Origin of the sequence: Euzebya tangerina, assembly GCF_003074135.1 — a bacterium.
GTDB classification, from domain to species: Bacteria; Actinomycetota; Nitriliruptoria; order Euzebyales; family Euzebyaceae; genus Euzebya; species Euzebya tangerina.
The window spans coordinates 52,719-78,055 of the sequence record NZ_PPDK01000002.1; the positions used below are offsets into that span (position 1 = coordinate 52,719).

The following is a 25,337-nucleotide window of genomic DNA, read 5'->3' on the forward strand; positions in this document are numbered from 1 at the left end:
GTAACGCTCTGGCGGGGAGGTAGTGGGACCACCGGACTCGAACCTCCGGTGGTTCCACGCTGGCTTCGTTCGTCGGGGATAGCTGGGCTAGGTGCTGGCGCCTCCGTCCGTGGAGGCGCGGATGATCAGCTCGGTTGGCAGCAGGACCCGTTGGGGCGCCCCGTCGGGGTCGTCCAGCAGAGCCAGCAGACTGGCCGCAGCCTGCATGCCGACCGCCCGGACGTCCTGCCGGATCGTGGTCAGCGGTGGCGGCAGGGTGGCCGCGAACTCGAGGTCGTCGAAGCCCGCGACCGCGACGTCGCCCGGGATGTCGACGCCGCGCTCCTGCAGTGCCAGGTAGGCGCCGTGCGCCACGAAGTCGTTGACGCAGAAGATCGCCTCGACCCCACGCTCCAGCAGTTCAGGGGCCACCCGCTGCCCGTCGTGGCGCTCATAGTTGCCCACGGCGACGTAGCGGTCGGGGTCGAGGCCAGCGTCGAGCATGGCCAGGCGGTAGCCCTCGAGCCGATCGTCAGCAGCCACCGTGCCCGGCCGCCCGGTGATGTGGCCGACCCGGGTCCGACCCGACTCGATCAGGTGCCGGGTGACGGTCCGGGCCGCCTCGACGTTATCGATGTCGACGTAGCTGGCGTCTGCATCCTCGCGCCGGTGACCGATGAGGACCGTCGGGATCGGAGCGGCCCGAAGCCCGTCGACCAGCGGGTCGTCGCGGAAGTGTGCGGTGACGATGATCCCATCGGCGATGCCACTGGAGCGGATGTGCTCCAGCGTGTCGGCCTTGGAGCGATTGCCCAGCCACAGCATCATGCCCGTGGCCTGCTCGGCCAGACCGTCACTGATGCCGTGCATCAGGTCGGCGAAGTAGGCGTCCTTGAACAGCACCGTCGGCTCTTCGTGCATCACGACGCCGACGACGCCCGAGCGACCCGTCACCAGCGTTCGGGCGGCCCGGTTGGGTCGAAAGCCGGTCTCGTCGAGGACCTGCTGAACGCGCCTGCGGGTCCGCTCCGACACCGAGCCGCCGTTGACCACCCGCGACACGGTCGCTCGGGACACACCGGCCAACGCTGCCAGGTCCTCGAGTGTCTTCGGCTTCACCTCGACCTCCGTGTTGAGAGCGCTCTCAATCTAGCCTGCTGGCGAATCGCGAATCAAGGGGGTTCTGCGCCAGCCGCAGCACAGTGACGGCACAGCAGCCCCTGCAACCTCTGGTCCATCTGACCACCGCACCACAGCAAGGAGCTGTCATGGGCCTCGAGATCACCAACCAGTACATCATCAACGCACCGGTCTCCCGCATCTGGGAGGTCCTGGTCGACGAGTTCACCGACGTCGCCACGTGGGTGTCAGGGCTGGACGCCTCCGGCCCGAACCCGCAGGCCACGCACATCCCGGAGGGTGCTCCCGCAGCCGGACGCTCCTGCGTCATCCCGGGCCTTGGTGCCACCGACGAGCGATTCACCGTATTCGACCCGGACAACCACCGGTTCGGCTACTCCGTCGACGCCGAGAAGCTGCCCTCGTTCGTCTCCAACATGGAGAACGTCTGGACCTTGCGCAGCCGTGGACCGCGGACGACCGAGGTCACCCAGCGTCTGACGGCGGACGTCTCCGGGCCCCTCGGTGTCATCATGAAGCCGATGATGAAGCTGCAGTTCAACCGCCTGCTGAAGACCATCAAGGGCGATCTGGCCGCGTACGCCGAGACCGGCCGGGTCAGTGAGGCCAAGGCCAAGGAGTTGGCCAAGGCCGGCCGGTAGCGGGCGTGACGGGTTCCTCCGGTCCTCCACCGGCGCTGCGCCGGTGGCGGCCTGATCGCCGGCGTGCCATCCCATACTGGATTGCACGCCGGTCCCCGACCGTGGATCGTTCGGTGGCGTGACCATCTCGCTGGCCATCCTCGGCCCGCCCCTGCTTCGCGTGGACGGCCAGGCGGTCCGGGTGCCGGCAGGTCGACAGAGCCGGACACTGCTGCACCTGGCCATCCGACGTGACCAGGTCGTCAGCCAGGATCGGTTGGTCGACATGCTCTGGGCAGACGATCCGCCGAAGGATCCCGACAACGCGGTGCAGTACGTGATCGCACGGCTCCGACGGCTGCTGGAGCCCTCCCGCGGGCGAGGAGACCCCCCCGAGGTGCTGCAACGAGTGGGGGAGGGGTACCGGCTGCGACTGCCGGTACAGGCCATCGACGCGGCCGTGCTCGACCAGACCGTGGCCTCCGGCACGCAGGATGCAGCGACCTACCGCGAGGCCATCGATAGCTGGCGTGGCCGGCCATTCCTCGACCACCCGGACGACCCAGTCCTGCAGAGCGAGTCCGCCCGGCTCACACAGCTGTACACCAGAGCCCTGGGTCGCTGGGCCGAGTTGGCACTGGAGGATGAGCAGGTCGACCGGGTCGCGGAGGAGGTGGGGGCGGCCTTGGCCCCCGGCGGCCCTGGCGGCCTGGATGAGGCGTTGCACCGACCGTTGATGATCGCCCTGTACCGGCAGGGCCGTCAGACCGAGGCACTGGCGGTGTACGACCGCCTCCAGGAGCGGCTCGTCGAGGAACTCGGGTTGGATCCCAGTCCGGCGCTCGCGACCATCCGCGACGCGATCCTGCGGCACGATGTCGCCGTGCTCGAGCCCAGAGCCGTCGGACGTCCATCGGCGCCACGAACGGGCCGAGCGTCAGCCCGTCCAGCGGCGCCGGTCGACACCTTCGTCGGGCGGGAGACCGAGCTCGCGGGACTTAGTGAGGCCGTCGACCGAGCGCGCCTGGTCACCCTGACCGGACCGAGCGGCGTCGGCAAGACACGCCTGGCCCAGGAGTTCGGCTGGCAGCGTCACGCCGGTGCCATACCAGGTGAGCACGATCCGACCGATCCAGCCGTCGTGATCTGGGTATCCCTGGACCCGGTCCGGGACCCGCAGTTGGTCCTTCCCGCCGTCGCCGACGCCGCCGGGCTGCGTGAGAACCTGCAACGTCCCGCCGTCGACGTCCTCGCTGAGCAGCTCGGCGCCGCTGTGCTGATCCTGGACAATGCCGAGCACGTACTCACCGGGGTTGCCGATCTTCTCGGAGGACTGCTGGCGCGGCAGCCCGAGCTGCGTGCGGTGGTCACCAGCCAAGCCCGCCTCGGAATCCGCGGGGAGCAGGTGCTGACCCTCGATCCGTTGGAGCCACCCTCGGCCGCCGACCAGTCCTGGGCCTCGACGGCGGTGCAGCTCTTCTGTGATCGCGCGGCAGCCATCGACGGGACCTTCGAGGTCGACGACGCCACGGTGGAACACGTCTCCTCCATCGTCACCAGCGTGGACGGGTTGCCGCTGGCCATCGAGTTGGCCGCCGCCTCAGCCCGGACCGTCGGGGTGGCCGAGCTGGCCGCCCGGGTCGCGGAGTCGTTCGACTCCCTGGGTCGTGGAGGCAGCGACCGGCCCGCTCGACACCGCACGCTCGAGGCCGCATTCGAGTGGTCGCTGGCGACGTTGGATCCGGCAGACCGCGCCGCGCTCGACGGGCTCAGTGTCTTCGCTGACTTCAACCTCGACGGCGCCGAGGCCGTCGCTGGCGTGTCGTCGCTCTCGCCACTGCGCCGCCTCATCGACCGGTCGATGGTGCGGCGTGACCACAGCGGCCGCTATCGGATGTTGGCGACCATGCGGCGGCACGTCTGGTCGGGGCTGGAGGACTCGCGCCAGGTGGAGCTGACCACGGCGCTCGTCAGCTGGGTTCGGGGCGTGCTGGCCACACACGGCGCAGCCCTGCGCGGCGCGAAGCAGCTGGAGGCGATGAAGGCCCTCGATGCGGAGGCCGAGAACCTGCACGCCGTGCTGGACCACCTCATCCGGTCTGCCGATGAGCCTCAGACGATCGTCGAGGTCCTGACCGTCGCCAACCGCTACTGGGACTGGCGAGGTCGATTCGCCGAGGCCCTGCACTACAACGGTCGTGCTCTGGCGGCCTTCGAGGCGGCCGGCCTGCCGGCCAGCGGGCCACTGCTCGGCTGGCAGGCGTTCGCAGCCAGTCAGGAGGGCGAGTACGAACGGGCACTCGCCGCGGTCGATGGCGCGGTGGACAGCGGCTGGATCGAGACCTCGACCAACCTCCCTGGAGGCTTGGTCATCAGGGCCATCCTGCGACGCCAGATCGGCGACCTGGACGGGGCCATCGAGGACGCGCAGGCCGTTCTCGAGCACGCCCGACGAGTGGGGAGCCCGTGGGGCCGTGGGTGGGCGCACGATGCCCTGGCGCACGCCTTCGCCGCTGTCGCCGACATCCGTCGAGCGCGAGCCCACGCTGCGGCCTCCCTGGAGGAGTTCTCCGATCTGGGCGATCAGCGCGGCGTGGCATGGGCGCTGACGGGATTGGCCGACGTCGCCCGGGCCGACGGCGACCCTGCCGAGGCCGTCGCGCAGGCGACCGCGGCGGCACGGATCGCGGCGGCGCTGGGCGACGCCCGGAATCTGGCGTGGGCGCTGGAGATCATGGCGTGGGGGCGCACGGAGGTCGAGCCGACTCGAGCGCTGACGCTGGTGGCTGCGGCCGCACGGCTGCGGGGCGAGCCACGGCCGGTCCCAGCGTCGGTCGATCGGCTGCTCGGGTCGGCCGAGGCTCCTCCCGTATCGGCGGAGGCAGTGAGCGCCGCACTCTCCGCAGGGTGGTCGGCTGCTGGCAGCCACGAGGCGCTGATGGACCTGGCGGGATAGGGCCACGGGCATCGGTCCATCGCCGCGAATCCGTCGCCGGGAGGGCGAACGAGTGTCAGCGAGCGCAGCGTCTGCAAGGCTGGCCGCCATGAGCAGCACCACACCCTCGACCGCCGACGACGCCGCAGTCCCGGAACGCTCAGACTTCATTCGCGACACCATTCGTGCGGACGTCGCCGACGGGCTCGAGGAGGTCGTCACGCGCTTCCCGCCCGAGCCCAACGGCTACCTCCACATCGGCCACGCCAAGTCCATCGGGCTCAACTTCGGGGTGGCCGACGACTTCGGTGGCCGCTGCAACCTGCGGTTCGACGACACCAACCCCGAGGCGGAGGAGCAGGAGTTCGCACAGGCCATCACCGAAGACCTGGCCTGGCTCGGCTTCTCACCGGACCGGGTCCTGTACGCCAGCGACTACTTCGAGCAGCTCTACGCGTGGGCGGAGGATCTCATCGAGGCGGGCCTGGCCTACGTCGATGACCAGGACGCGGAGACCATCTCGGAGCAGCGCGGAGGGTATGGCCGTCCTGGCGTCGACTCGCCGTACCGCGATCGCTCGGTGGAGGAGAACCTGACCCTCTTCCGCGGCATGCGTGCGGGCCAGTTCCCCGACGGCGAGAAGGTGCTGCGCGCCAAGATCGACATGCAGCACGACGTCATGCAGCTGCGCGACCCGGTGCTGTACCGCATCCGCCGCGTGCCGCACGACCGCACCGGAACTGACTGGATCATCTACCCGACCTACGACTGGGCGCACGGGCAGTCCGATGCGATCGAGGGGATCACGCACTCGCTGTGCACGCTGGAGTTCGCCGATCACCGACCGCTGTACGACTGGTGCCTCAACCACCTCGAGCTGCCGCATGGCAAGCCCGAGCAGACGGAGTTCGCCCGCCTCAACCTCACCCACACCGTGATGAGCAAGCGGGTCCTTGCCAGGTTGGTGGCGGACGGCGTCGTCGACGGCTGGGACGACCCCCGGATGCCGACGCTGCGGGGCATGCGGCGGCGTGGGTATCCGCCGGCCGCGATCCGCGCCTTCATCGACCACATCGGCGTGGCGAAGACCAACTCGATGCACGACATCGAGCTGCTGGAGTCGTTCATCCGCACCCACCACAACGCCCACGCCTTGCGGCGGATGGGGGTGATGGACCCACTCAAGGTCGTCATCACCAACTGGCCGGAGGGGCAGGAGGATGCGCTGGAGGCCGTCAACAACCCCGAGGACGAGGCGGCTGGGACCCGGCAGGTGCCGTTCTCCGGTGAGCTGTGGATCGAGCGGGACGACTTCATGGTGGACCCGCCGAAGAAGTTCTACCGGCTCTCGCCCGGGACCGAGGTGCGCCTGCGGGGCGGCTACCTGATCACCGCGACCGACGCTGAGTTGGACGAGTCCGGCGAGGTCGTCCAGGTCAACTGCACCTACGATCCCGAGACCCGTGGTGGGCAGGCTCCGGATGGCCGCAAGGTCAAGTCCACGATGCACTGGGTGTCGGCCGGCCACGCGGCTGATGTGACGGTCCACGAGTACGACCGGCTGTTCTCCGAGCCGAACCCCGGGGCGCTGGATGATCCGATGGACGGTCTGAACCCGGATTCGAAGCGGACGTTCACGGCCAAGGTCGAGCCTGCGGCCGTCGAGACACCGCCGGGGGAGGTCATCCAGTTCGAGCGCGTCGGGTACTTCGTGGCCGACGCGCAGGAGCCTCGGACGTTCCACAAGGTCGTGGGCTTGCGGGACGAGTGGGCGCGCATCCAGAAGCGGCGGCAGAACAACTAGACCCCGCTCCCGCCATGCCTATCGGCCCCGATCGGGAGACGTGCACGGCGCTGCGGGGTGAACGGACCACTAGTCCGCCCGTTGGTCCGCCAGGTACTCGCCCGGTGTCAGACCGGTCACCCGCTTGAAGTCCCGCCCGAAGTGGGCCTGGTCGGTGTAGCCGAGGTCCGCCGCCAGGTCGGTGAGGCGGAGCGCGGAGGTGGCGCCGTCCTTCAACCCCTCCACCGCATCGTGCAGCCGCCGGCGCTGGATCAGCCACTTCGGCGTCACACCCAGCCGGTTACGGCACACGCGACCGAGGGTGCGCTCACTGACGGCCGCCAGCGAGGCCAGCTGGCTCACGCGGGTGATCGAGGAGTCGGTCTCGACAGCATCGACCAGCCGATTCATCAGCGCCCCCTCGGCATCGATTGGCAGGAAGCGCTGCAGCGCCGCAGCGTAGGTCGCGATCACCGCTCGGTGGGTGTCCGGCGACGTCGGATCCAGATCCATGGTCCGTCGCACCCGTTCGCGGAGCGCAGTCCCGTCAAGGGTCGTCAGCGCGGCAAGGTCGACATGTCGGTCGGTGATCCGCTCGACCGGTGCGTCGAGGATCAGCCGCCCGGCGGCGGGCTGCAGCATCACCCCGGCCGCCCAGCCGGTGCCGGACAGCTCCACCGTCGAGACGCTGGTGGAGGGACCGTAGAAGCGTGCGTAGCTGTCTGCGACGACGATCAGACAGACGGGGTACTGCAGGACACGCTGCGTCCACACCTGCCCGTCTGCCAGCCGCCAGACAGGTAGCCAGAACCGCCGCGCGACCGCCTGGATGTCGGGCGGCGCTGGGTAGGTCGTGACGGGCGGCGTCGGTGCACTCGATCCCGTGAGGTGAGCGCGTCGAATCGGGTCCTGCATGCTGTCCGATTTGTACAAGGCCGAGCGATGGGGCGGCCGTACGGTGCAGCCATGACCACACCGATCGACCAGCAGTTCCGCACCCTCGCCGACCCCTTCATCGCCCTCGCGCGCACGCTCACCCCCGAGGAGTGGCAGCAGGACTCGCCATGCGACGGCTGGACCGCCGCTGACGTGGTGGACCACGTCATCACCACCCAGCAGGCCTTCTTCGATGGACATGAGATCGACCTGCCCGCCGCCTCCGGCAACCGCGACCCGGCCGCCACGCTGGAGGTGCACGTCGAGCGCGTGGTCAACTCCCTCTCGGATCCGGCAGTGCCCGCGACCACGTTCGACGGGTTCTTCGGCCCGACCACCGTCGGCGACACCCTCCTGCGCTTCTACGGCTTCGACATGGTCGTGCACCGCTGGGACGTCGGCCGGGCGACCGGTCGCGAGGTCACCTTCGACGATGCGGAGCTGGACCTGCTCGAGACCGCCATCGAGGGGTTCGGCGAGAACCTGTACCTGGAGGGCATCTGCAAGCCGGCGATGGAGGTGGCACCCGGCGCCGGCCGCCAAGAACGGCTGCTGGGGAGGCTGGGCCGCGCCATGGTGTGACATGTTGCTCGATACCGCGGGGCCTACCATGCGCCCCCATGCCCCAGTCGACATCCAGTACGCCACCACGCCTCCGGTTCTGCCCCGCACCCTCAGGCTGGCTGCACGTCGGGAGCGCCCGCGCCGCCCTGTTCAACTGGCTCGTCGCCCGTCGCGATGGTGGCGCGTTCGTCCTGCGGATCGAGGACACCGACGCCGAGCGGGCCACCATGGAGTCCGCCGTCGGCATGATGGAGGGCCTGGCCTGGCTGGGCCTGGAGTGGGACGAGGGGCCCGCGATCGGTCGCTTCGAGCAGCGAGGCGCCCTCGGCCCCTACCTCCAGAGCCAGCGCCGCGACCTGCACGAGTCGGTCGTCCGTCTGCTGCTGCGGGACGGCCACGCCTACGAGGCGTTCGAGACGGCTGAGGAGCTGCAGGCCCAGCGCGAAGCGGCGGGCGGTGGTGCCCGCGGTGGCGTCTACAAGACCGGCCATCGCGACCTGACCGAGGAGCAGCGGCAGGCCCTCCGCGATGAGGGTCGGACCCCCGTCATCCGGGTCCGCACTCCGGACGCCGGCACCGTGTCCTTCGACGACCACGTCCGCGGTGAGGTCTCGTTCGAGTGGGACCAGATCGGCGACTTCGTGATCAGCCGTGCCGATGGGTCGCCGACCTACATGCTGGCCAACATCGTGGACGATCTGGCCCAGGGCATCTCCCTGGTCGCTCGTGGCGAGGACCTGCTGAGCGCCACTCCGCGACAGGTCCTGATGACCCAGGTGCTGCTCGACACCGGGATCCTGGCCGAGGCGTTGGATCAGGTCGGCTACCCAGTCCGCCCGGACGGTGCGCCGGACCGCCTGACCTACGCCCACCTTCCCCTGCTGATCGGCGAGGACAAGAAGAAGCTGTCCAAGCGACACGGCGACGTGTCCCTGGAGTCCTACGCCCGAGCGGGGATCATCCCCGAGGCGATGGTCAACTTCCTGGCGCTGTGCGGCTGGTCAGCGGGCGACGACCGGGAGGAGTACCCGGTGGACGAGCTCATCGAGGCGTTCTCCCTGGACCGTGTCAATCCCGCTCCCGCGGTGTTCGACAACACCAAGCTGCGTTCGATGAACGGATCCGCGATCCGGGCGCTGGAGCCCGAGGACCTCGCCGAGCGGCTGGTCCCTGCCTTCCAGCGCGCCGAGTTGGTAGGCGATCCGGTCGACCCCTCAGACCGTGACCTCATCCGCGGATTCGCCCCGTTGGTCCAACAGCGGATCGACACCCTGGACGACGCGCCGCCCTTCGTCTCCTTCGCCTTCGCCGACGAGATCGAGTGGGATGAGAAGGCCGTCAAGAAGTGGCTGAAGCCGGCGGCCGGGCCGGTGCTCGACAGGATCACACCAGCGCTGGCGGGTTTGGATGCCTGGACCGCAGAGTCGATCATGCCGGTCTTCGAGGAGGCCAAGGAGGCGCTCGACCTCGGCATGGGCAAGGTGATGCAACCGGTCCGTGTCCTGGTGACCGGCACGGCCGTCAGCCCACCGCTTCCGGAGACCTTGGAGCTGCTGGATCAGCAGTGGGTGGTCGATCGCCTGGTCAGCGGACGCGACCGGGTGGCGGCGCCCGCTGATTGAGCCATACGACCCAACGCAACCCCTTCCCGCAGCGCCTGAGACCGACGGCCGACGGTCAGGCCGGTCGGCTGCACCTCAGGTCCACGACCGCTCACCGCGCTGGTGCCAGTACACCTCCGGATCCATGGCCTCGGGACGGGTCGCCGGTGCTGCGTTCCGGGCGTGCAGGTTCGAGCGCAGGTGGTCCTCGGTGAGCACGCCGAGCAGGACGACGTCGGCCACGCCGTCGCGCATCGCCGCGGATAGCGCCGCCGCGTCCGGAGACGGGTCGCGGGGGGCCACGTCTGTCGCGTGATCCCCGGCGGGGGTCAGCCGGCCGTTGGCCAGCGCCTCCTTGACGACGACCAGCAAGCCCGCCTCCCGGGCTCGTCGGAGGGCTGGGCCGGTTGACCGCTCCAGGAGGTTCCACGTGGTCTGGACGGCATCGAACAGCGGCACTCCGCCGACCTCGACCTCGATGGCACGATCGATGATCGTCGGCTGGGACGGCCCGCTGGTGCTGAGGCCGAGTGAGACACCCTGTTCCCGGAGTTCGGCCAACTCGGTGAGGACCGCCTGGTCATCCAGGACCGGGCTGTCCGGGGTGACCGAGTGGATCTGGTACAGGTCGGGCAGTCGACCGAGGGCGGCCAGGGTCTCGGTCCGCTGGCGTCGCAGGGTTTCGACGCCGTGATCTTTGACCTCATGCTCCTCGGCATCGACCTGCCAGTCGGCGACGTAGGTGTAGCCCCACTTGGAGGCCACGGTGATGTCGGTGGGTTGGCGGGTTTCCAACCAGCTGCCGAGGAACTCCTCGGCAGCTCCGTAGGAGCGCGCGGCGTCGACGTAGGTGATCCCGGCGCCGTAGGCGAGGTTCAGGATGTGGTGGGCGTGCTCCCTCATCGCCGCGCGATCGGTGTCCGGCAGGTCGGTGCCATGGCCGGTGGTGATGTAGCCCGGGCGGCCAAGTGCGGCCAGCCCGAGGCCCAGCCTGGCCGGCCCACCATCGAGGGCGCGGTTCGTCACGACGAAGGGCGAGCGCGCCGGCAGGTCACCCGTCGCTGGTGCCCTGAGGGTCTCCTCATCCATTGGATGTCACTCTGCCACGCCCGTCCGAACGGACGATCGAGATATCCACAGGGCGCTTGCTCGGTGTCACAGATTGCCTCTACGGTTCATCATGCCGCACACGGGGTGCGCCACGGGGAGTTGGTCCGGGTGCAACCACGCCGAAACCGATCGGAGAACCGATGGAACAGCTGACATCTGGACACCTGGGACGCCTGCTGGGGGTGGTCCTGCTGGTGGGCCTCCTCCTTCCAGGGATCGCCGTCGCGCAGCAGCCGGACGAGGGGCCCGACTCCGACCGACTGAACCCCGAGCTGCAGGCCGGTGTTCGCGCCGATGACATTCCGGATGTGCCCCAGCGCGACGCAACGGCCCCTGCGTCGTCGGAGTTCGCGCAGCCGGTGGCGGCCTTCGCCGGCGAGGGGTGCCCCCTCAGCCTGTACCCGGAGGATCCGGCCGATGCCGCAGCGGCGCTGGGCATCACGCCGTACCACGAGCTGGCGCCTCGCCTGTGTGAGGCGGCCGGCGCCTCGGCTCGTATCAGCCTCGAGGTGGGCGGCACCAGCGTCGAAGGCCGCGAGGTACCGGTCGTGACGATCACCCGGTCGTGGTCCGAGGAGTTGCGTGCGGCCAACGATGCGCTGCGAGACCTGTTGGTGGAAGACCCGGAGGCGGCTGCAGACCTCCGTGCGGAGGGTGGCTACGACGGCTATCGGCCAACCATCATGGCGATCTCCAACATCCACGGGGACGAGTACGAGGGACTTGACGCCTCCCTCGACTTCGTCGAGTACCTGGTCGATGCGGAGCCGGACGCACCGATCGTGCAGAACACGGAGGGCCTGTCGGAGGAGGAGATCTCCGCGCTGCCGACGGTGACCGAGGTCCTGTCCGACTACGTCATCACGCTGATGCCGACGACCAACCCAGACGGCCGCGTCACGGGCCAGCGGAGGAACGCCAACGGGTTCGACCTGAACCGCGACCACATCACCGGCTCGCAGCCGGAGACGCGGATCATACGGGAGGTGATCACCGAGCAGCAGCCGATGCTGTTCCTGGACATCCACGGCTACGTCGGGCCCGGTGGCCTGATCGAGCCGACCACACCCCCGCACAACTTCGCCTACGAGTACGACCTGTACATCCAGGGCGCGCTGCCAACCGCGCTGTCGATGGAGTCAGAGGCCTTCCGCCGCCAGATCATCCCCGACGTGACCGGAGAGACGTCGACGAACATCCCGTATCGCGACCTCGAGCAGAGCTGGGACGACTGGCCCCCGATCTTCACGGCGATGTACGCCATCTTCCACGGGGGTAGCGGTCACACGGTCGAGATGCCGTCCCAGCCCGCCCTGGACGTGATCGGCCCGGCCGAGAGGGAACTTCGCGTGACCTCCAACACCGAGTTCGCTCGCGCCGCCATCGACGGCACGATCATCGAGGGGGTCAGCAGCCGGGACGCGCTGCTCGAGCGCCAGCTCGAGTGGCACCTGCGTGGCGTTGCGGGTGCGTCACAGAACAACGAGGCCCTGGTGGGCGAATTCGAGGGCTATGACGAGCTCGACGTGTGGACCACCGACTACCCCGACGCCTACATCATCCCGGTCGGTGAGGCGCAGGAGAGCGACGCGGCGGCCGCGGTGCTCGTCGACGCGCTGCTCAGTCAACGGGTGGAGGTGACCCAGCTGGTCGAGCCGACGGAGATCCGCGGGACGGAGTACCCGGCCGGCACCTACGTGGTGAACATGCGACAGGCCAAGCGCGCCGTCGCTCAGACAATGCTCGACGTGGGCCAGGACATCACACCGCGCGGCATCGAGTTCATGTACGACATCTCGGGATGGAGTCATGCCGACCTCTGGGGTGCCACGGTCTTCAGGACGGGTACCGAGCCGGGCGGTCTCGACCCGGTCGGAACACCGGTCACCGAGACACCGGCCCTGGGGCAGGTCCTTCCGGGGCCAGCGGATGCCTACGCCTTCGAGCTCGTGGACGAGGCTGCCATCCGGACGCTGAACCGGCTGCTCGAGGCCGAGGTCACGATCCATCGCGCGCCGGACGGCCGGATGCTGGTGGCGCCCTCCGCCCGTCCGCTCATGCAGGAGATCGCCGTCGACGAGGACGTGACCTTCGTGCCGCTGGAAGGATTGCCGGATGGACGCCGCCAGGTCCTACCCACCACCGTGGGCACGACCAGCACCGGTCCGGACGCCTACGTGCTGTCTGAGATCCTCGGCTTCCCGACCATCCCGCTCGACGCGGCCGCCATCAACGACGGCGATGCACTGGACGACGCTGATGCGCTGCTGCTGGACGTCTTTCCCGAGGGAATGACAACGGCCGGCACCGACAACATCAACGACTTCCTCGACGACGGTGGAGGCGCCGTGGCCAGCAACGGCGGTGTCGGGTTGCTCGACCAGTCCGACATCACCGTTCCAAGTCGGGTCTTCGTCGCCGGGCTCAGCAACGGCACCGTCCTGGTGGAGCAGCGAGACGACTCACCCGTCATGCCCGACCGGCCGGAACAGGATGTGACCTTCGCCTACCCGCCAACCGTCTTCACCGACGTGCCCGATGGCTGGAACACCGAGCAAACCGTCCTGCCCGGATCGGCCGGAGGTGTCTTCCGGGCCGGTCACTGGGCCCAGAACGAGGAGGGGACCCTCGACCAGGCCGACTACGTCGGCGAGCCCCTGACGCTCTCCGGTGAGTTGGACATCGGTGGGCGCGTGGTCGTGACCGGCGCCGATGTCACGTTCCGCGACCACACCAAGGGCCTGTACAAGGATCTGGCTGACTGGATCATCTGGACCACGATCGGTGAGGAGACGACCGCGGACCTCGGCGGTCCGCTCCCCGACATCGTGGAGCGGGTGTCGGGTGACAACCGCGTCGAGACCGCTGTTGAGCTCTCGCGGCGGGCGTACCCCGACAGTTCCGAGGTCGCCGTCATCGCTGCCGCGGGGACCTTCCCCGATGCACTGAGCGCCGGTCCCTACGCCGCGTCCCTCGATGCCCCGGTGCTGCTGACGGATACTGCGGACGTCCCCGACGTGCTCGTCGACGAGCTGCAGCGGCTGGACCCGTCGCAGATCGTGGTGATCGGCGGAACCGTGGCGGTGTCGGAGGATGCGGCATCTCTTCTGGATGAGATCGCTCCGGTCACGCGGATCGCCGGTCCGGATCGGTACAGCACCTCAGCGCTGGTCTCCCAGGCCTTCGCCGAACCGGGCGTCCGCGTCGTGCTGGCAACCGGCGAGGCCTTCCCCGACGCTCTGGCCGGCGGTGTGTTGGCCGGGGCAGGCGATGGACCGGTGCTGCTGACCCGTCCTGGGGACCTGCCCCAATCGACAGCTGAGGAGTTGGCCCGCTTGGAACCCGCTGAGGTCCTTGTGATGGGCGGTCCGGCTGCGGTGGCGGACGAGACCGTCGCGGCCGTGGACACCGCCTCCGACACGACGGCACGGCGTATCGCGGGTGGCAACCGGTTCGAGACGGCGGTGGCGGCAGCCCGTGAACTCGGCCCGGTCGGCAGCGTGTACCTGGCGACCGGGTCGGCCTTCGCCGATGCGCTGGCTGCCGTTCCGGTTGCGCTCCAGGCCAACGGTGCCATCTTGCTGGTGCAGCCGGATGCCGTCCCCGAACCGGTCATGGCGCTCCTCGACGAGCTGGAACCGTTCGAGACCCTGATTCTCGGCGGAACGGCTGCCGTCTCCGCGGATGTGGAGGCGTCGCTCACGCCCGACTGATCCGGCGTCAGCCCCCGCTGTGGTGTGGATCGAACACATGTTCTATAGTTCGGGGTATGGCTCCAACTCTCGCGCCCAGCCGGCAAGGATCGCTGTTCGACGCCGGTCATGCCCCCACCCATGATCCGTCCTTCGCCTCGCTCCGCCGGGAGCAGCTGACGCGGGGCGCCTGGGTCGACATCGCTCGTGGCTGGGCGCTGGGCCACGACGCTCTGTTCGAGCAGGTGCTCGACGCCGCCGACTGGGCAGTCCACCGGCGGGAGATGTTCGAGCAGATGGTCGACCAACCGCGGCTGTCCACCAGTTGGGTGGGGGAGGAGTTGCCGCCGGGCCTTGCGGTCATTCGCCAGATGGCCACCGACCTCTCCTTGCGCTACGGGGCCAGGCTGGACCGCATCTCGGCGAACCTGTACCGCGACGGTCAGGACAGCGTTGCCTGGCACGGGGACACGCACCTGCGTGATCAGCCCACGGCGACCGTGGCCGTGGTCTCGCTGGGCTACCCGAGGCCGTTCAAGCTCCGCCCCCGCGGGGGCGGCGAGTCCCTCAGCTGGCGTCTGGGGCAGGGTGACCTGGCCGTGATGGGCGGTACCTGCCAGCGGACCTGGCAGCACGCCGTGCCGAAGGTCGCCAAGGCCGGCCCCCGGATCTGTGTCATGTTCCGCACCGCGGACATCGGCTGATCCTGGATCAACTAGCTTCGGAGTCATGGAGTTCACAGAGGTCGTCCGCCGCCGCCGAATGGTCAGGGACTACGACCCCGACCGCGAGGTCAGCGACGACGTGGTCCGGCGGGCCTTGGAGGCTGCGATCCGTGCCCCCTCCGCCGGGTTCAGCCAGGGCTGGGACTTCCTGGTGCTCCGGACGGCCGAGGACCGTCAGCGGTACTGGGATGTGACGGCCGAGGACGGTGAGCCCGACACCTGGCTGACCGGCATGACGAAGGCACCCGTCCTGATCGTCTGCCTCGGCAACGAGGACGCCTACTACGACCGGTACGCCGAGCCGGACAAGGGCGGCCTCAGCCGAGAGGACAAGCACTGGCCGGTCGACTACTGGGACGTCGACACCGGCATGGCCGCGCTGTTGATCCTGCAGACGGCGGTGGACGAGGGGTTGGGCGGCTGCCTCTTCGGCGTCCCCGTCGACAAGCACGCTGCAGTTCGCGACGCCTTCGACATCCCGGCCAACCGGTCCTTCGTCGGCGTCGTCAGCCTCGGCTACCCGGCGCAGGACGAGACGCGACTGGGGAGTGATCGGACTCGCGACCGCCGGGGCGTCGCCGACGTCGCGCATGAGGGCCGCTTCGGCCGCCCACTCCGGTCCTGACCCGGTCCGCGCACGCGGGTGTGTCACCGCTGAGCGCCACAGCAGGCAAACCCGACACACCTTGGCTCGGCCGCAGCCCCCGGAGCGTTGGCTGCCGACCGCTCAGTGGCGGTTCGACACGCAGAACTCGTTGCCCTCGGGGTCCTGCATCGTCGTCCAGGCCGTTCCCCACTCCTCGTACGACCCGACGATCCTCGCCCCGAGTGAGGTCAGGCGCTCCACCTCGGCGTCACGGTCCTCGGCCGCCAGGTCGAGGTGCACCCGGTTCTTCACCGTCCGTCCTTCGGGAACGGCGATGAACATCATCGGTGGGCCTGACGGCCCTGCGTCGATGCGCGTGAAGAACTGGCTCGGCGCCTGATCGGTGATCAGTGGCCGATCCAGGGCCTGGGACCAGAACGTGCCGACGACGTCGGCGTTTGCGCAGTCCACGGTGATGGCGGCGACGGACAGACTCATGATTGCTCCTTCGATGCGACAGCGTGGCGGGGTAGAGGACGCGGTATCCGGCTCACGCGGTGGCCGCCGGGTCGGCGACGATCGGCCACAGGATCTGGGTTCGGAAGTCGGCTGGTGGGATCGTCGACTCCCCAGGAGCCGCGGGACCGACCAGGTACTGCTCCCGGACGTGCCGCTCGGCGCTCTCGGCGTGCCGTGCGACCCAGGCACCCAGTTGCGCATAGGTCTGTCCGATCGACTCGTAGCCACCGTGATGGGTCGCCGCCGCAACGGTCACGGTCGGCCAGGTCTGGACCACCACGCCCGGCGGCAGTGCGGAGCCGTCGACGGGCACGGCCACGGGGATGGCGGCGGTGATCTCCTCCTCCTCCAGCTCCACCCGCGGCGGGTAGAGCGCCATCGGCGGACCGGTCGGGACCGCACCACTGATCGCCAGCGCGCCGAAGAGCGTCCCGTAGGCGCCGTCCAGGAAGGCTCCGTAGTCCGCATCAGCCACCCGTCCCGTGACACCCAGGACGGTGTGCTGCTCCACGGTGCGGACGTGCACCGACGTCTGCAGCTCGGGTCGGCGCACGGCCTCCTGGAGCTCCTCGACGATCACGGTGACGGCGGCCAGGCGCTCACGCATGCGCTCCTCGTGTGCGGCGACGACCTTCCGGGTGACAGCGGGATCCCGCGCGTCGATCACCACGCGGATGTCCCTCAGGGGCACGTCGAGGTCCCGGAGCCGTTTGATGAGGACGGCGTCCGGCAGTTGGGAGACGCGGTAGTTGCGAAAGTTGCTGGAGGGGTCGATGTGCGCCGGGATCAGCAGGCCGCGTTCGTGGTAGGCGCGCAGCGCCTTGACCGAGACCAGGGATGCACGGGAGAACATCCCGATCGACATGAGTGGGTCATCTCCATCCATGTCCCCAGCGTCGGTGCTCCCCCCGGGGGAGAGTCAAGGAGCCATCGTCAAGACGGGTCCGGCAGCGGAGACAACAGCTCGAGCCGGTTGCCGAACGGGTCGTTCACGTACACCCGGCGGAACCCGGGGAAGTTGCTGTCGGGCACCGCCTCCACCCCCGCCTGTTGCATAGCCTCGAGCACCTCGTCGAACCCGTCGCTGACCAGGATGCCCGGATGGGCTCGGCGGGCCGGGAGGAACGGATCCTCGGCGCCCAGGTGCAGCTCGAGCGAGCCGGAGCGGAACCAGCATCCGCCACGGGTGGCCAGTTCCGGCGGCTTGGCCACCTCGGTCAGGCCCAGCACGCCGCCGTAGAAGGCTCGTGCCCGATCCTCACCGCCGACCGGGATCGTCACCTGGACGTGATGGAGGGCGAACGATGGCATGCCTCCACAGTGGCAGTCCAACCAGGTGGCGACACCAACGAGCCCCCGCCTGTTCCAGGTGCGGAGCGGGCGGGGGCCAGTGGTAGTCCCGAGGAGATTCGAACTCCCGTTTCAGCCGTGAGAGGGCCGCGTCCTTGGCCAGCTAGACGACGGGACCAGGTATGTGATTGTCAGGTGATGGGCTCACCTTCGCTCGGGGAGAAGGACTTGAACCCTCAATAACTGGACCAGAACCAGTCGTGTTACCGATTACACCATCCCCGAATGGGAACGCCACCGTCCGAGGAGGAGGTAGCGGACACTTGAGACTAGCAGCGGCCCGTCCGGTCCTGCAACGTGACTCGTGACCGACGCCACCCTGGCAGGGTGGTCCGCCGTGAGCGTGTTTCTGATCGCCTTCCTCGGCGCCGTGTTGCCCTGTCTGGCCTGGTTGCGCTTCTTCTACACGCGCGACAAGTACGAGCCTGAGCCGCCGGCGCTCATCGCGAAGCTGTTCGTGATCGGAGCTCTCCCCGTCGGGTTCCTCGCCGGGATCCTGAACACCATCGCGCTGCTGTTCCTCTCGGGCGGGCGCCTCGACGGACCGGCCGCCGTGGCGCAGTTCACCACGCTGGCCGTCGTCGTGGCCCCGATCACCGAGGAGACGCTCAAGTACCTGGGTGCCGGCCTCGGAACACGGCGGAGCAGGGCGTTCGACGAGCCGATGGACGGGATCATCTACGGCACCACGGTGGGCCTCGGCTTCGCCGCCGCGGAGACCATCGACTACCTCATCCAGGCGTATCAGGGATTCGGGCCGCTGGGCACACCGATCGGCTTCTGCGATCCAGGGGCGGGCTGCCTCCTGGTCGTGGCCTTCCTCCGCGGCATCGGCTCGGCGCTGCTCCATGCCACGGCTGGTGGCATCGCCGGGTACGGACTCTCCCGACGGCGGATCGATGGCCGGGGGCGCGCGGCGGCACTGCTCTGGATCGCCATCGCGATGGGCGTGCACGCCCTCTGGAACGGCGTGGCCTTCATCTCGCTGGTCGTGCCGGTCGCGATCTACGCGGTGCTGGTCCGCCGCGCGCTGCGGCGCTCACCGTTCGTCGCTCGTGGTGTACGGCCGCTGCGCTCACCGCACCCACCGACGTGACTGCGTGTCCGCTCGGTCGGAGTAGGCGGATCAGGGGGACACGTCGGACGCGGCGCCCGCACGGTCCCCGCGTGCCAGCGCACGCCGTGCATCCGGCATCAGCAAGAGGCCGCCCAACACCACCGCCAGACCGATGCCGAGGGCACTCACGACGCCGCGGTACTGCATGACACCGCTTGCGATCGCCAGTCCGGAGATGACCAGTCCCGCGAGCCACGCCCACCGTGCCCGTGCGCGAAGACCTGCGGCCAGGACGGCGAACAGCACCGTGCCGATGCCGAACGCCACCACCGCAGGGACGACGACCCGGTTCCCTCCGGGGCCGAGCGCGCTCAGCAGGGGGATCTCAACGCCGGCGTGAGCCACTGCCATGATCAGGCACCCGACAGCGGCGATCGCAGCCACCGACGCTGCGGCAATCAGCGACCTGGTGGACCCCGGAGCAGGACCGGTGAGAGGACGAGACGAGACCGATCCGGAGGTGTCCATCACCGCCACGCTATCGCCGTCGCGGTCGGTGCGGCGTCGGTAGAGTCCGCCGTGTGACTGACGACATCACGGGCGCCCTGGGCGGAGACTCATCGGTCGATGACGAGGAGGACCAGGCGAGGTTCCAGCGGGTGAGCGCCCAACTCAAGGTCGCCTTCCAGGCCCTCTCCGGCTCGGACGCGGCTGGCTCCGACCTGCCCGACGAGGAGAAGCCGGAGTGGCACCGGCGGCTGATCGCCATCACCAACTCCTCCAAGCACGACCTCGCGACGGCGGAGAAGCGTCTGGAGCGCTACTGGGACGACTGGGAGGCGGTGACGGGGACCCGCCCAACCAGCCCCTAGAGCGAGACGATCTGCAGGTTCTCGACCGTCCTGTCGTCGTCTGTCCCCTCGAGATCGAACCGGACGCGCTGCCCGATCCGCAGCTCGAGGAGCCGCGACTCATCGAACGTCCGCGTGCCATAGGAGAGCTCCGTCAGGTCGTCCAGCACCAGCGTTCCGGTGCGCGTCTCACTGTCGAAGCTCTTGATGGTGCCCTGCGGCATCAGCTTGGTCCTGTCGTCGTCGGATGCAGAGGTCGGATGGCGAGGTCGGATGGAGGAGTCGGCTGGCGATCCCGGCTCAACTGTCCGTCGAGGATACGATGCGCCCGGCAGCGGTCCAACCGTGGACCCGCTCGAGGTCGGCCGGTCGGTCCAGGTCCAGGGCCAGCCCGGGGATCCACACCGCACGCGCCGGCACGCCCGCTCGCTCCGCCGCGGCCAGATGGCGCTCAGCCGAGTCCGGACCGAAGTGGGGCCCGATGGCATCCCCCGGTCGGCGGACCAGAGCCCCGGTGCCGCCGTCCGCGGTCGGGGCGACGACCACGCCGGTCGGAGCCGGCTGGAGCAGCGCGTCCAGGTCCTCGGGCACGACCAGTGGCAGGTCCGCCGGGAGCACGATCGAGGCCTCACCCTCGAGCATCTGGTCGGCCTGCCGTATGGCGTCGTTCAGCCCGGTCGTGGCAGGGGACTCCGGGACCACGGTGAACCCGTGATCCCGGGCCCAGGACGCCCCCACGTCATCGCCGGTCACCACCACGCAGCCGGCAACACCGGACGCACCCCGGACGGCTGCTGCCACGCGGGAGAAGGTCCGCCGCATCAACAGGGCCCGGTCAGCCTGCGACAGCGTCGGCGCCATCCGGGACTTCGAGCGTGCGATCGCCTTCAGCGGGATCACGGCCACGACGCTGGATGGGTTCACGGCCGCGGATCATATTCCCCTTCCCACTACACTGCTGGCGCCGTCGACCCCCAGGAAGTGAGTCAGCATGCCCGCCGAGGACACCACGCCGACCGCCGCGGATGTTCCGCGCCAGCGGGTCCTGGTCCTCTTCGGGGGGCGGTCCAGCGAACACGAGGTCTCCTGCCTCTCTGCGCGCGGCGTCCTGTGGGCCATCGACCGGGAGCGCTACGACGTCGTGGCGGTGGGGATCACCAAGGACGGTCGCTGGGTGCTGATGCCGCAGGGCGTGCCGGCCACCAGGGAGGGCACGCTGCCGGCCGTGCCCTCCGGCGGGACCCTGGTCACGGTCGCCACCACCGAGGCAGGAACCGAGCTGCTGCAGCTGACGGAGGACGGCTCGGCCTCACTCGGCACGATCGACGTCTGCTTCCCGGTGCTGCACGGCCCCTACGGCGAGGACGGCACGATCCAGGGGTACCTGGCCAGCGCCGGCGTCCCCTACGTCGGTGCCGACGTCGCCGCCAGTGCCATCGCCGTGGACAAGCGGCAGATGAAGCACGTCTTCGCGGCCGCGGGTCTGCCCCAGGTCGCCCACGACGTGGTCATGCGCGAGGACTGGGATGCCGACACGGGCGCCGAGCTCGACCGGATCGAGGCCGCGCTCGAGTACCCGCTGTTCACCAAGCCCGCACGGCAGGGCTCGTCCATCGGGATCAACCGGGTTGCTGACCGGGAGGCGTTGGCCGCCGGCGTGGTCGAGGCACTGGAGTACGACCGGGTCGTGATCATCGAGGAGGGCCTCGACGGTGTGCGCGAGCTCGAGTGCGGGGTCATCGGCAACGACACCATCGAGGTGACCGTGCCGGGGGAGACCCTCCACACCGGGGAGGCGTTCTACGACTTCGAGGCCAAGTACCTCGAGCCCGTCCAGCTGCAGTGTCCGGCCCGGGTGTCCGACGAGGTCGCGGAGGCGTGTCAGGACTTCGCTGCTCAGGCCTACCGGGCCATCGGGGCCCGCGGGATGGCCCGGGTCGACTTCTTCTACGACACCACCACGGACCGGTTGCTGGTGAACGAGATCAACACCATCCCGGGTCTGACCCCGCAGTCGATGTTCCCGCCCGTGTGGGCGGCCTCAGGCCTCGAGTTCAAGGACCTGATCGACCGACTGCTGTCGCTCGCCGTGGAGGCTGCAGAGGTCAGCGCGCACTACGCGCCCTGACCCGACGAGGTGAGGTTCCCCGCTACGAGGTGAGGTTCCCCGCTACGAGGTCAGAGGTGCACCACCGGGCACGTGAGGGTCCGGTCGATGCCAGGGACCCCCTGGATCTTCGCGACGACCATCCGTCCCAGCTCGTTGACGTCCTCCGCCTGTGCACGGACGACGACGTCGTAGGGACCGGTGACGTCCTCCGCGGCGACGACACCATCGATCTTCGCCACGGCCTCGGCGACGTCGGCGGCCTTGCCGACCTCGGTCAGGATCAGGATGTAGGCAGAAACCACGGCGGATCCTCTCAGGCCGACAGGGGTCGGCCGCGCTAGACGGCGGGACGGTCGATCTCGAAGTACAGCCTGATCGTCGTGCGGAACTCCATCGTGTCGTCGGCGGTGACCGAAGCGCCGGTCGACAGCACGTCGAGACGCGTGATCCGACGGATCGTCCGGGCGGCCTCGCGTACAGCCTCACGGGCCGCATCGTCCCAACTGTGGTCCGACACACCTTCCAGTTCGATCGAGTTCAAGACAGGCATGGTCGGCGGAGCCTATCCCATACCATCCGCGAGCATGACCCCCGTCGGAGAGTTCAGCCGTCTCGCCGCCCTCACCCCGCACCTCGCCAAGACCTCGGCGCGGGTCCCCGTGGGTGTGGGCGACGACGCGGCGGTCGTCCGGGTCGGCGAGACCGATGTGGTGATCTGCGTCGACACGATCGTGGAGGGCGTCCACGTCGATCGAGACGTCTCGAGCCCCGAGGACATCGGCTGGAAGTCGATGGCGGTCAACTTGAGTGACATCGCGGCCATGGGGGCCGTGCCGCGCGCAGCCGTGGTGGGCCTCAACCGTCCGTCGACGCTGGATGAGGACGACATCGAAGCGCTCTATCGCGGGATGGCGCAGGCCGCCGCCCGACACGACTTCGAGGTGGTCGGGGGCGACACCGTCACCAGCACGGAGTGGTCGATCTCGGTCACGATGCTGGGGGAGATGCCGGCCGACACCGCACCGGTGACCCGCGGTGGCGCAGCGGCCGGGGACATCGTGATCCTGGTCGGGGAGATCGGCGCTGGCGCGGCCGCGCTCTGGGCCCGCGAGCACGAGCAGACCCCGTGGACCCACCACCTCTCCCGTCATCGTCGCCCCCGCCCGCTGGTCCGCACCGGTCCGGTCCTGGCCGGCCTCGGCGTCACCGCGATGATCGACATCAGTGATGGGGTCGGTATCGATGCCCGGCACATCTGTGATGCCTCCGACGTCAGCATGAACCTGATCGCCGAGGCCCTGGCGGTGGCGGTCGCCCCCGGCGTGGCCGATGTCGTCGGCGAGGGCTGGTTGACCACCGCCGTCGGCGGTGGCGAGGACTTCGCCCTCCTGGCCACCGTGCCGTCGGGGCAGTGGGCGACGCTGAAGGAGGAGGTGGCTGCCACGGGGGAGGCAGTGGCCCACCGGATCGGCGTCGTCGGTCCGCCGCCCGCCGAAGGCGAACCACGGGTGTTGCTGGAGGGCTCGGGGGATCTCAGCACACCGATCGACACGCTCGGCTACGACCACGGCTGAGCGCGCCGCGGCGTGGCTGCCGCGGGGCCGCCCCTACTCGGCGATCATCACACTCTTGGTGTTGACGAACTCGAGGATCCCGTGGCCCCCGTGCTCACGGCCGTAGCCCGAGTCCTTCACCCCGCCGAACGGCATGTTCGGAATCGCCATGTTGAAGCAGTTGATGTTGACCATGCCGGTGTCGAACTCCTCACGGGCCAGCTCCGTGGCCCGCTCGACGTCAGCTGAGAAGATCCCGCCGCCCAGACCGAATCGGGAGTCGTTGGCCACTCGCATGGCCTCGGTGTCGTCGGTCACCCGGATGAGCGAGGCCACGGGGCCGAACAGCTCCTCGTCGTAGGCGGGCATGCCGGGTGAGACGTCCTCGAGGACCGTCGCCGGGTAGAAGAAGCCCGGTCCCTCCGGCACGACCCCGCCGACGACCGCCGTGGCACCTGCGGTCACCGACGCGGCGACCTGCTCGTGCAGCGTGTCCCGCAGATCCTCCCGGGCGATCGGGCCCAGCTGGGTGTCGCGATCCATCGGGTCGCCCAACTGCTGGTTGCGGAACTGCTCGGCGAGGGCCACGGCGAAGTCGTCGAAGACGGCGTCGGTGACCACGAACCGCTTGGCGGCCACACAGGTCTCCCCGTTGTTGTACAGCCGGCCCATGGTGCAGGTCTTCACGGCCAGGTCGAGGTCGGCGTCGGAGAGGATGAGGTAGGCGTCGTTGGACCCGAGCTCCATCACCGACTTCTTCAGGTGTCGGCCGGCCTCCGCCGCCACAGCCTTGCCGGCACGGACGCTGCCGGTCAGGGTCACGCCGCGGATGGCGTCGTGTCCGATGAGCGCCGAGGTCTGCTCGTCGCTGGTGAGCAGGACCTGGAAGGCGTCATCGGGGACACCGGCCTCGCGGTACAGCCGTTGCAGCTCCAGAGCCGTTCCCCAGACGTTGGCGGCGTGCTTCAGCAGCACGGTGTTGCCGGCCGCGAGCTGGGAGACGCTGTAGCGAATCACCTGGTAGACCGGAAAGTTCCACGGCTGGATGCCCAGGATCACGCCCGTCGGCTGCTTGGTGACCACGGCGCGGCCACGATGGAAGGTGCGCTCCTCGTCGGCCAGCAGCTCGGCGGCGTTGTCCGCGGTGTAGTCGCAGATCGCGGCGCAGGACGTGACCTCCTGCTTGGCGTGCCGTCGCGTCTTGCCCATCTCCGTGGTCATCAACGCGCTCAGGTCGTCGACGTGCTCGACCAGCACCTCGCCGATCCGCTTGACGATGGCCGCCCGCTCACCGACATCGGTACGCCGCCACTCCCCGAAGGCCGTGTGAGCCGTCTGCGCCATGGCTGCCGCCTCCTCGTCGGCGTGCAGCGTGTAGGTCTCGATGGCCTCGCCAGTGGTCGGGTTGATCGTGGTGTGGGTCGACATGGGGGAGACCGTAGCCGACGGACCGGCGGTCGAAACAGCCCTAGTATCGAGGTCGATGGCGACGGCGGACGGCAAGCGGTGGCGGCGGAGCGGCCAGGGCGATGTGGACACGCGGGAGGCCTCGATTCCCGAGGCGGTCGTCGTCGAGGTGCTCGACCGTCTGGTCGACGTCGGCGTCGACGGGATCGGCCCGCTCGACTCCGCGATCGAGGTCGCCGAGGCGGCCTTGGCGCTGGAGGCGAGCAGCGAACAGGCCATCACCCGGGTGATCGCCGATCACGTCAAGTTGGCAGCAGCGGAGGGGTTCGTGACCGGCCTCGGTGGCTTCATCACGCTACCGGTGGCGCTGCCCGCGAACGTCGCGGCCTACCAGGTCCTCGCCACTCGGATGGTGGCGGCCATCGCCCACATCCGCGGGCATGACGTCACGCAGGAGTCCACCCAGACCGCCATCCTCTTCCTGCTCTCGGGCGATGACGCGCCGGAGGTGCTGAAGCGCGCCGGGGTCACGCCCAGGCTGAGCTCCCTCACGACGGCGGCTCTCAAGGACCTCCCGCCGGGTGTGCTGGCCGCGGTGAACAAGGCGATCGCGTTCCGGATGCTGGTGCAGGTCGGCGAGAAGGGGCTGGCCCGCTTCGGCCGCTTCGTCCCGGGGGTCGGCGGCGTGCTGGGTGGGGGCGTGGATGCCTGGATGATCCGCAAGCTCGGCATCCGGGCTCGCGAGGAGCTCCCGATCGACGCCACGACCCGCCGCGCCTGACCTGTGTCAGAGGTCCGCCGTTCCTCTGTGATGGGACC

General features: G+C 69.3%; 25 protein-coding genes and 2 tRNA genes. 13 read left to right on the forward strand and 14 right to left on the reverse strand.

All coding sequences use genetic code 11. The features are described 5' to 3' along the window. Nucleotides 1-87: 87 nt before the first annotated feature. On the reverse strand, nucleotides 88-1,098 hold the full coding sequence (locus tag C1746_RS16095) for a LacI family DNA-binding transcriptional regulator (protein ID WP_116715794.1): 1,011 nt from the start codon (nucleotides 1,096-1,098) through the stop codon (nucleotides 88-90). 149 nt (nucleotides 1,099-1,247) lie between these two features. On the opposite strand from C1746_RS16095, the gene C1746_RS16100 reads away from it, so the two are divergent. From C1746_RS16100 to C1746_RS16110, 3 genes are all read left to right on the forward strand, one after another. After that, a complete protein-coding gene (locus C1746_RS16100; RefSeq protein WP_116715795.1) occupies nucleotides 1,248-1,760 on the forward strand; it encodes an SRPBCC family protein in 513 nt (170 codons plus the stop codon). 118 nt (nucleotides 1,761-1,878) lie between these two features. Continuing rightward, on the forward strand, nucleotides 1,879-4,695 hold the full coding sequence (locus tag C1746_RS16105) for an ATP-binding protein (RefSeq protein WP_116715796.1): 2,817 nt from the start codon (nucleotides 1,879-1,881) through the stop codon (nucleotides 4,693-4,695). Between the two features lie 88 nt (nucleotides 4,696-4,783). After that, complete coding sequence (locus C1746_RS16110; RefSeq protein WP_116715797.1) at nucleotides 4,784-6,478, forward strand: glutamine--tRNA ligase/YqeY domain fusion protein; 1,695 nt, start codon at nucleotides 4,784-4,786, stop codon at nucleotides 6,476-6,478. 69 nt (nucleotides 6,479-6,547) lie between these two features. Here C1746_RS16110 and C1746_RS16115 read toward each other — a convergent pair whose 3' ends face one another. Further along, a complete protein-coding gene (locus tag C1746_RS16115) occupies nucleotides 6,548-7,372 on the reverse strand; it encodes a helix-turn-helix domain-containing protein (protein WP_116715798.1) in 825 nt (274 codons plus the stop codon). Nucleotides 7,373-7,423: 51 nt separating this feature from the next. Here C1746_RS16115 and C1746_RS16120 point away from each other — a divergent pair, with 51 nt between their 5' ends. After that, nucleotides 7,424-7,975, forward strand: coding sequence for a maleylpyruvate isomerase family mycothiol-dependent enzyme (locus C1746_RS16120; RefSeq protein ID WP_205711937.1), 552 nt, complete (start codon nucleotides 7,424-7,426; stop codon nucleotides 7,973-7,975). Between the two features lie 38 nt (nucleotides 7,976-8,013). Further along, on the forward strand, nucleotides 8,014-9,579 hold the full coding sequence (locus C1746_RS16125; protein WP_116715800.1) for a glutamate--tRNA ligase: 1,566 nt from the start codon (nucleotides 8,014-8,016) through the stop codon (nucleotides 9,577-9,579). A 75-nt stretch (nucleotides 9,580-9,654) separates the two neighbouring features. On the opposite strand, the gene C1746_RS16130 is transcribed toward C1746_RS16125, so the two are convergent. Next, nucleotides 9,655-10,647, reverse strand: a complete 993-nt coding sequence (locus C1746_RS16130) for an aldo/keto reductase (protein ID WP_116715801.1) — start codon at nucleotides 10,645-10,647, stop codon at nucleotides 9,655-9,657. 161 nt (nucleotides 10,648-10,808) lie between these two features. Between C1746_RS16130 and C1746_RS16135 the strand changes: the two genes are divergently transcribed. From C1746_RS16135 to C1746_RS16145, 3 genes are read left to right on the forward strand one after another with little or no spacing between them, the layout of a single operon-like run. Next, complete coding sequence (locus C1746_RS16135) at nucleotides 10,809-14,381, forward strand: cell wall-binding repeat-containing protein (RefSeq protein WP_116715802.1); 3,573 nt, start codon at nucleotides 10,809-10,811, stop codon at nucleotides 14,379-14,381. Nucleotides 14,382-14,437: 56 nt separating this feature from the next. Continuing rightward, nucleotides 14,438-15,064: an alpha-ketoglutarate-dependent dioxygenase AlkB gene (locus C1746_RS16140; RefSeq protein WP_116715803.1), complete on the forward strand. Its 627-nt coding sequence runs from the start codon at nucleotides 14,438-14,440 to the stop codon at nucleotides 15,062-15,064. A 25-nt stretch (nucleotides 15,065-15,089) separates the two neighbouring features. Continuing rightward, complete coding sequence (locus C1746_RS16145; RefSeq protein WP_116715804.1) at nucleotides 15,090-15,710, forward strand: nitroreductase family protein; 621 nt, start codon at nucleotides 15,090-15,092, stop codon at nucleotides 15,708-15,710. A 102-nt stretch (nucleotides 15,711-15,812) separates the two neighbouring features. Here C1746_RS16145 and C1746_RS16150 read toward each other — a convergent pair whose 3' ends face one another. The 5 genes from C1746_RS16150 to C1746_RS16170 all read right to left on the reverse strand — a co-directional run bounded on the left by C1746_RS16150 (nucleotide 15,813) and on the right by C1746_RS16170 (nucleotide 17,765). Beyond that, on the reverse strand, nucleotides 15,813-16,169 hold the full coding sequence (locus tag C1746_RS16150) for a VOC family protein (RefSeq protein WP_116715805.1): 357 nt from the start codon (nucleotides 16,167-16,169) through the stop codon (nucleotides 15,813-15,815). A gap of 52 nt (nucleotides 16,170-16,221) precedes the next feature. Beyond that, nucleotides 16,222-17,076, reverse strand: a complete 855-nt coding sequence (locus C1746_RS16155; RefSeq protein ID WP_116715806.1) for a MerR family transcriptional regulator — start codon at nucleotides 17,074-17,076, stop codon at nucleotides 16,222-16,224. Between the two features lie 47 nt (nucleotides 17,077-17,123). After that, the gene (locus C1746_RS16160) at nucleotides 17,124-17,501 is read right to left on the reverse strand and encodes a VOC family protein (RefSeq protein ID WP_116715807.1); all 378 of its coding nucleotides are present in this window, start codon (nucleotides 17,499-17,501) and stop codon (nucleotides 17,124-17,126) included. 80 nt (nucleotides 17,502-17,581) lie between these two features. Next, nucleotides 17,582-17,658 (reverse strand) — tRNA-Glu (locus tag C1746_RS16165). A 35-nt stretch (nucleotides 17,659-17,693) separates the two neighbouring features. Continuing rightward, nucleotides 17,694-17,765, reverse strand: a tRNA-Gln gene (locus tag C1746_RS16170). A 112-nt stretch (nucleotides 17,766-17,877) separates the two neighbouring features. Here C1746_RS16170 and C1746_RS16175 point away from each other — a divergent pair. After that, nucleotides 17,878-18,636 (forward strand): PrsW family intramembrane metalloprotease, encoded by a 759-nt coding sequence (locus C1746_RS16175; RefSeq protein WP_162867849.1) that lies wholly within the window; start codon nucleotides 17,878-17,880, stop codon nucleotides 18,634-18,636. Nucleotides 18,637-18,666: 30 nt separating this feature from the next. On the opposite strand, the gene C1746_RS16180 is transcribed toward C1746_RS16175, so the two are convergent. Then, nucleotides 18,667-19,125, reverse strand: a complete 459-nt coding sequence (locus tag C1746_RS16180; protein ID WP_162867850.1) for a hypothetical protein — start codon at nucleotides 19,123-19,125, stop codon at nucleotides 18,667-18,669. Between the two features lie 53 nt (nucleotides 19,126-19,178). Here C1746_RS16180 and C1746_RS16185 point away from each other — a divergent pair, with 53 nt between their 5' ends. Continuing rightward, on the forward strand, nucleotides 19,179-19,469 hold the full coding sequence (locus tag C1746_RS16185) for an SCO5555 family protein (RefSeq protein WP_116715810.1): 291 nt from the start codon (nucleotides 19,179-19,181) through the stop codon (nucleotides 19,467-19,469). Here the strand turns inward: C1746_RS16185 and C1746_RS16190 are convergent. After that, nucleotides 19,466-19,672 carry a cold-shock protein gene (locus C1746_RS16190; RefSeq protein ID WP_116715811.1) on the reverse strand — a complete coding sequence of 69 codons (207 nt, stop codon included), beginning with the start codon at nucleotides 19,670-19,672 and terminating at the stop codon, nucleotides 19,466-19,468. The two genes, C1746_RS16185 and C1746_RS16190, sit on opposite strands and share 4 nt — an antisense overlap. Nucleotides 19,673-19,748: 76 nt before the next feature. After that, nucleotides 19,749-20,372 carry a 2-phospho-L-lactate guanylyltransferase gene (gene cofC / locus C1746_RS16195; protein WP_116715812.1) on the reverse strand — a complete coding sequence of 208 codons (624 nt, stop codon included), beginning with the start codon at nucleotides 20,370-20,372 and terminating at the stop codon, nucleotides 19,749-19,751. A gap of 67 nt (nucleotides 20,373-20,439) precedes the next feature. On the opposite strand from cofC, the gene C1746_RS16200 reads away from it, so the two are divergent. Continuing rightward, nucleotides 20,440-21,576 carry a D-alanine--D-alanine ligase family protein gene (locus C1746_RS16200; protein WP_116715813.1) on the forward strand — a complete coding sequence of 379 codons (1,137 nt, stop codon included), beginning with the start codon at nucleotides 20,440-20,442 and terminating at the stop codon, nucleotides 21,574-21,576. Between the two features lie 50 nt (nucleotides 21,577-21,626). Here the strand turns inward: C1746_RS16200 and C1746_RS16205 are convergent, their stop codons facing one another. Both C1746_RS16205 and C1746_RS16210 read right to left on the reverse strand, forming a co-directional pair. Continuing rightward, on the reverse strand, nucleotides 21,627-21,860 hold the full coding sequence (locus C1746_RS16205; RefSeq protein WP_116715814.1) for an Lrp/AsnC family transcriptional regulator: 234 nt from the start codon (nucleotides 21,858-21,860) through the stop codon (nucleotides 21,627-21,629). Between the two features lie 35 nt (nucleotides 21,861-21,895). Continuing rightward, the gene (locus C1746_RS16210; RefSeq protein WP_116715815.1) at nucleotides 21,896-22,108 is read right to left on the reverse strand and encodes a dodecin domain-containing protein; all 213 of its coding nucleotides are present in this window, start codon (nucleotides 22,106-22,108) and stop codon (nucleotides 21,896-21,898) included. A gap of 34 nt (nucleotides 22,109-22,142) precedes the next feature. Here C1746_RS16210 and thiL point away from each other — a divergent pair, with 34 nt between their 5' ends. Continuing rightward, nucleotides 22,143-23,132: a thiamine-phosphate kinase gene (gene thiL / locus C1746_RS16215; RefSeq protein ID WP_162867851.1), complete on the forward strand. Its 990-nt coding sequence runs from the start codon at nucleotides 22,143-22,145 to the stop codon at nucleotides 23,130-23,132. Between the two features lie 33 nt (nucleotides 23,133-23,165). Here thiL and C1746_RS16220 read toward each other — a convergent pair whose 3' ends face one another. After that, on the reverse strand, nucleotides 23,166-24,539 hold the full coding sequence (locus tag C1746_RS16220; protein ID WP_116715817.1) for an NAD-dependent succinate-semialdehyde dehydrogenase: 1,374 nt from the start codon (nucleotides 24,537-24,539) through the stop codon (nucleotides 23,166-23,168). Between the two features lie 55 nt (nucleotides 24,540-24,594). On the opposite strand from C1746_RS16220, the gene C1746_RS16225 reads away from it, so the two are divergent. Further along, the gene (locus tag C1746_RS16225) at nucleotides 24,595-25,299 is read left to right on the forward strand and encodes an EcsC family protein (RefSeq protein WP_162867852.1); all 705 of its coding nucleotides are present in this window, start codon (nucleotides 24,595-24,597) and stop codon (nucleotides 25,297-25,299) included. The last annotated feature ends 38 nt before the right edge of the window (nucleotides 25,300-25,337 follow it).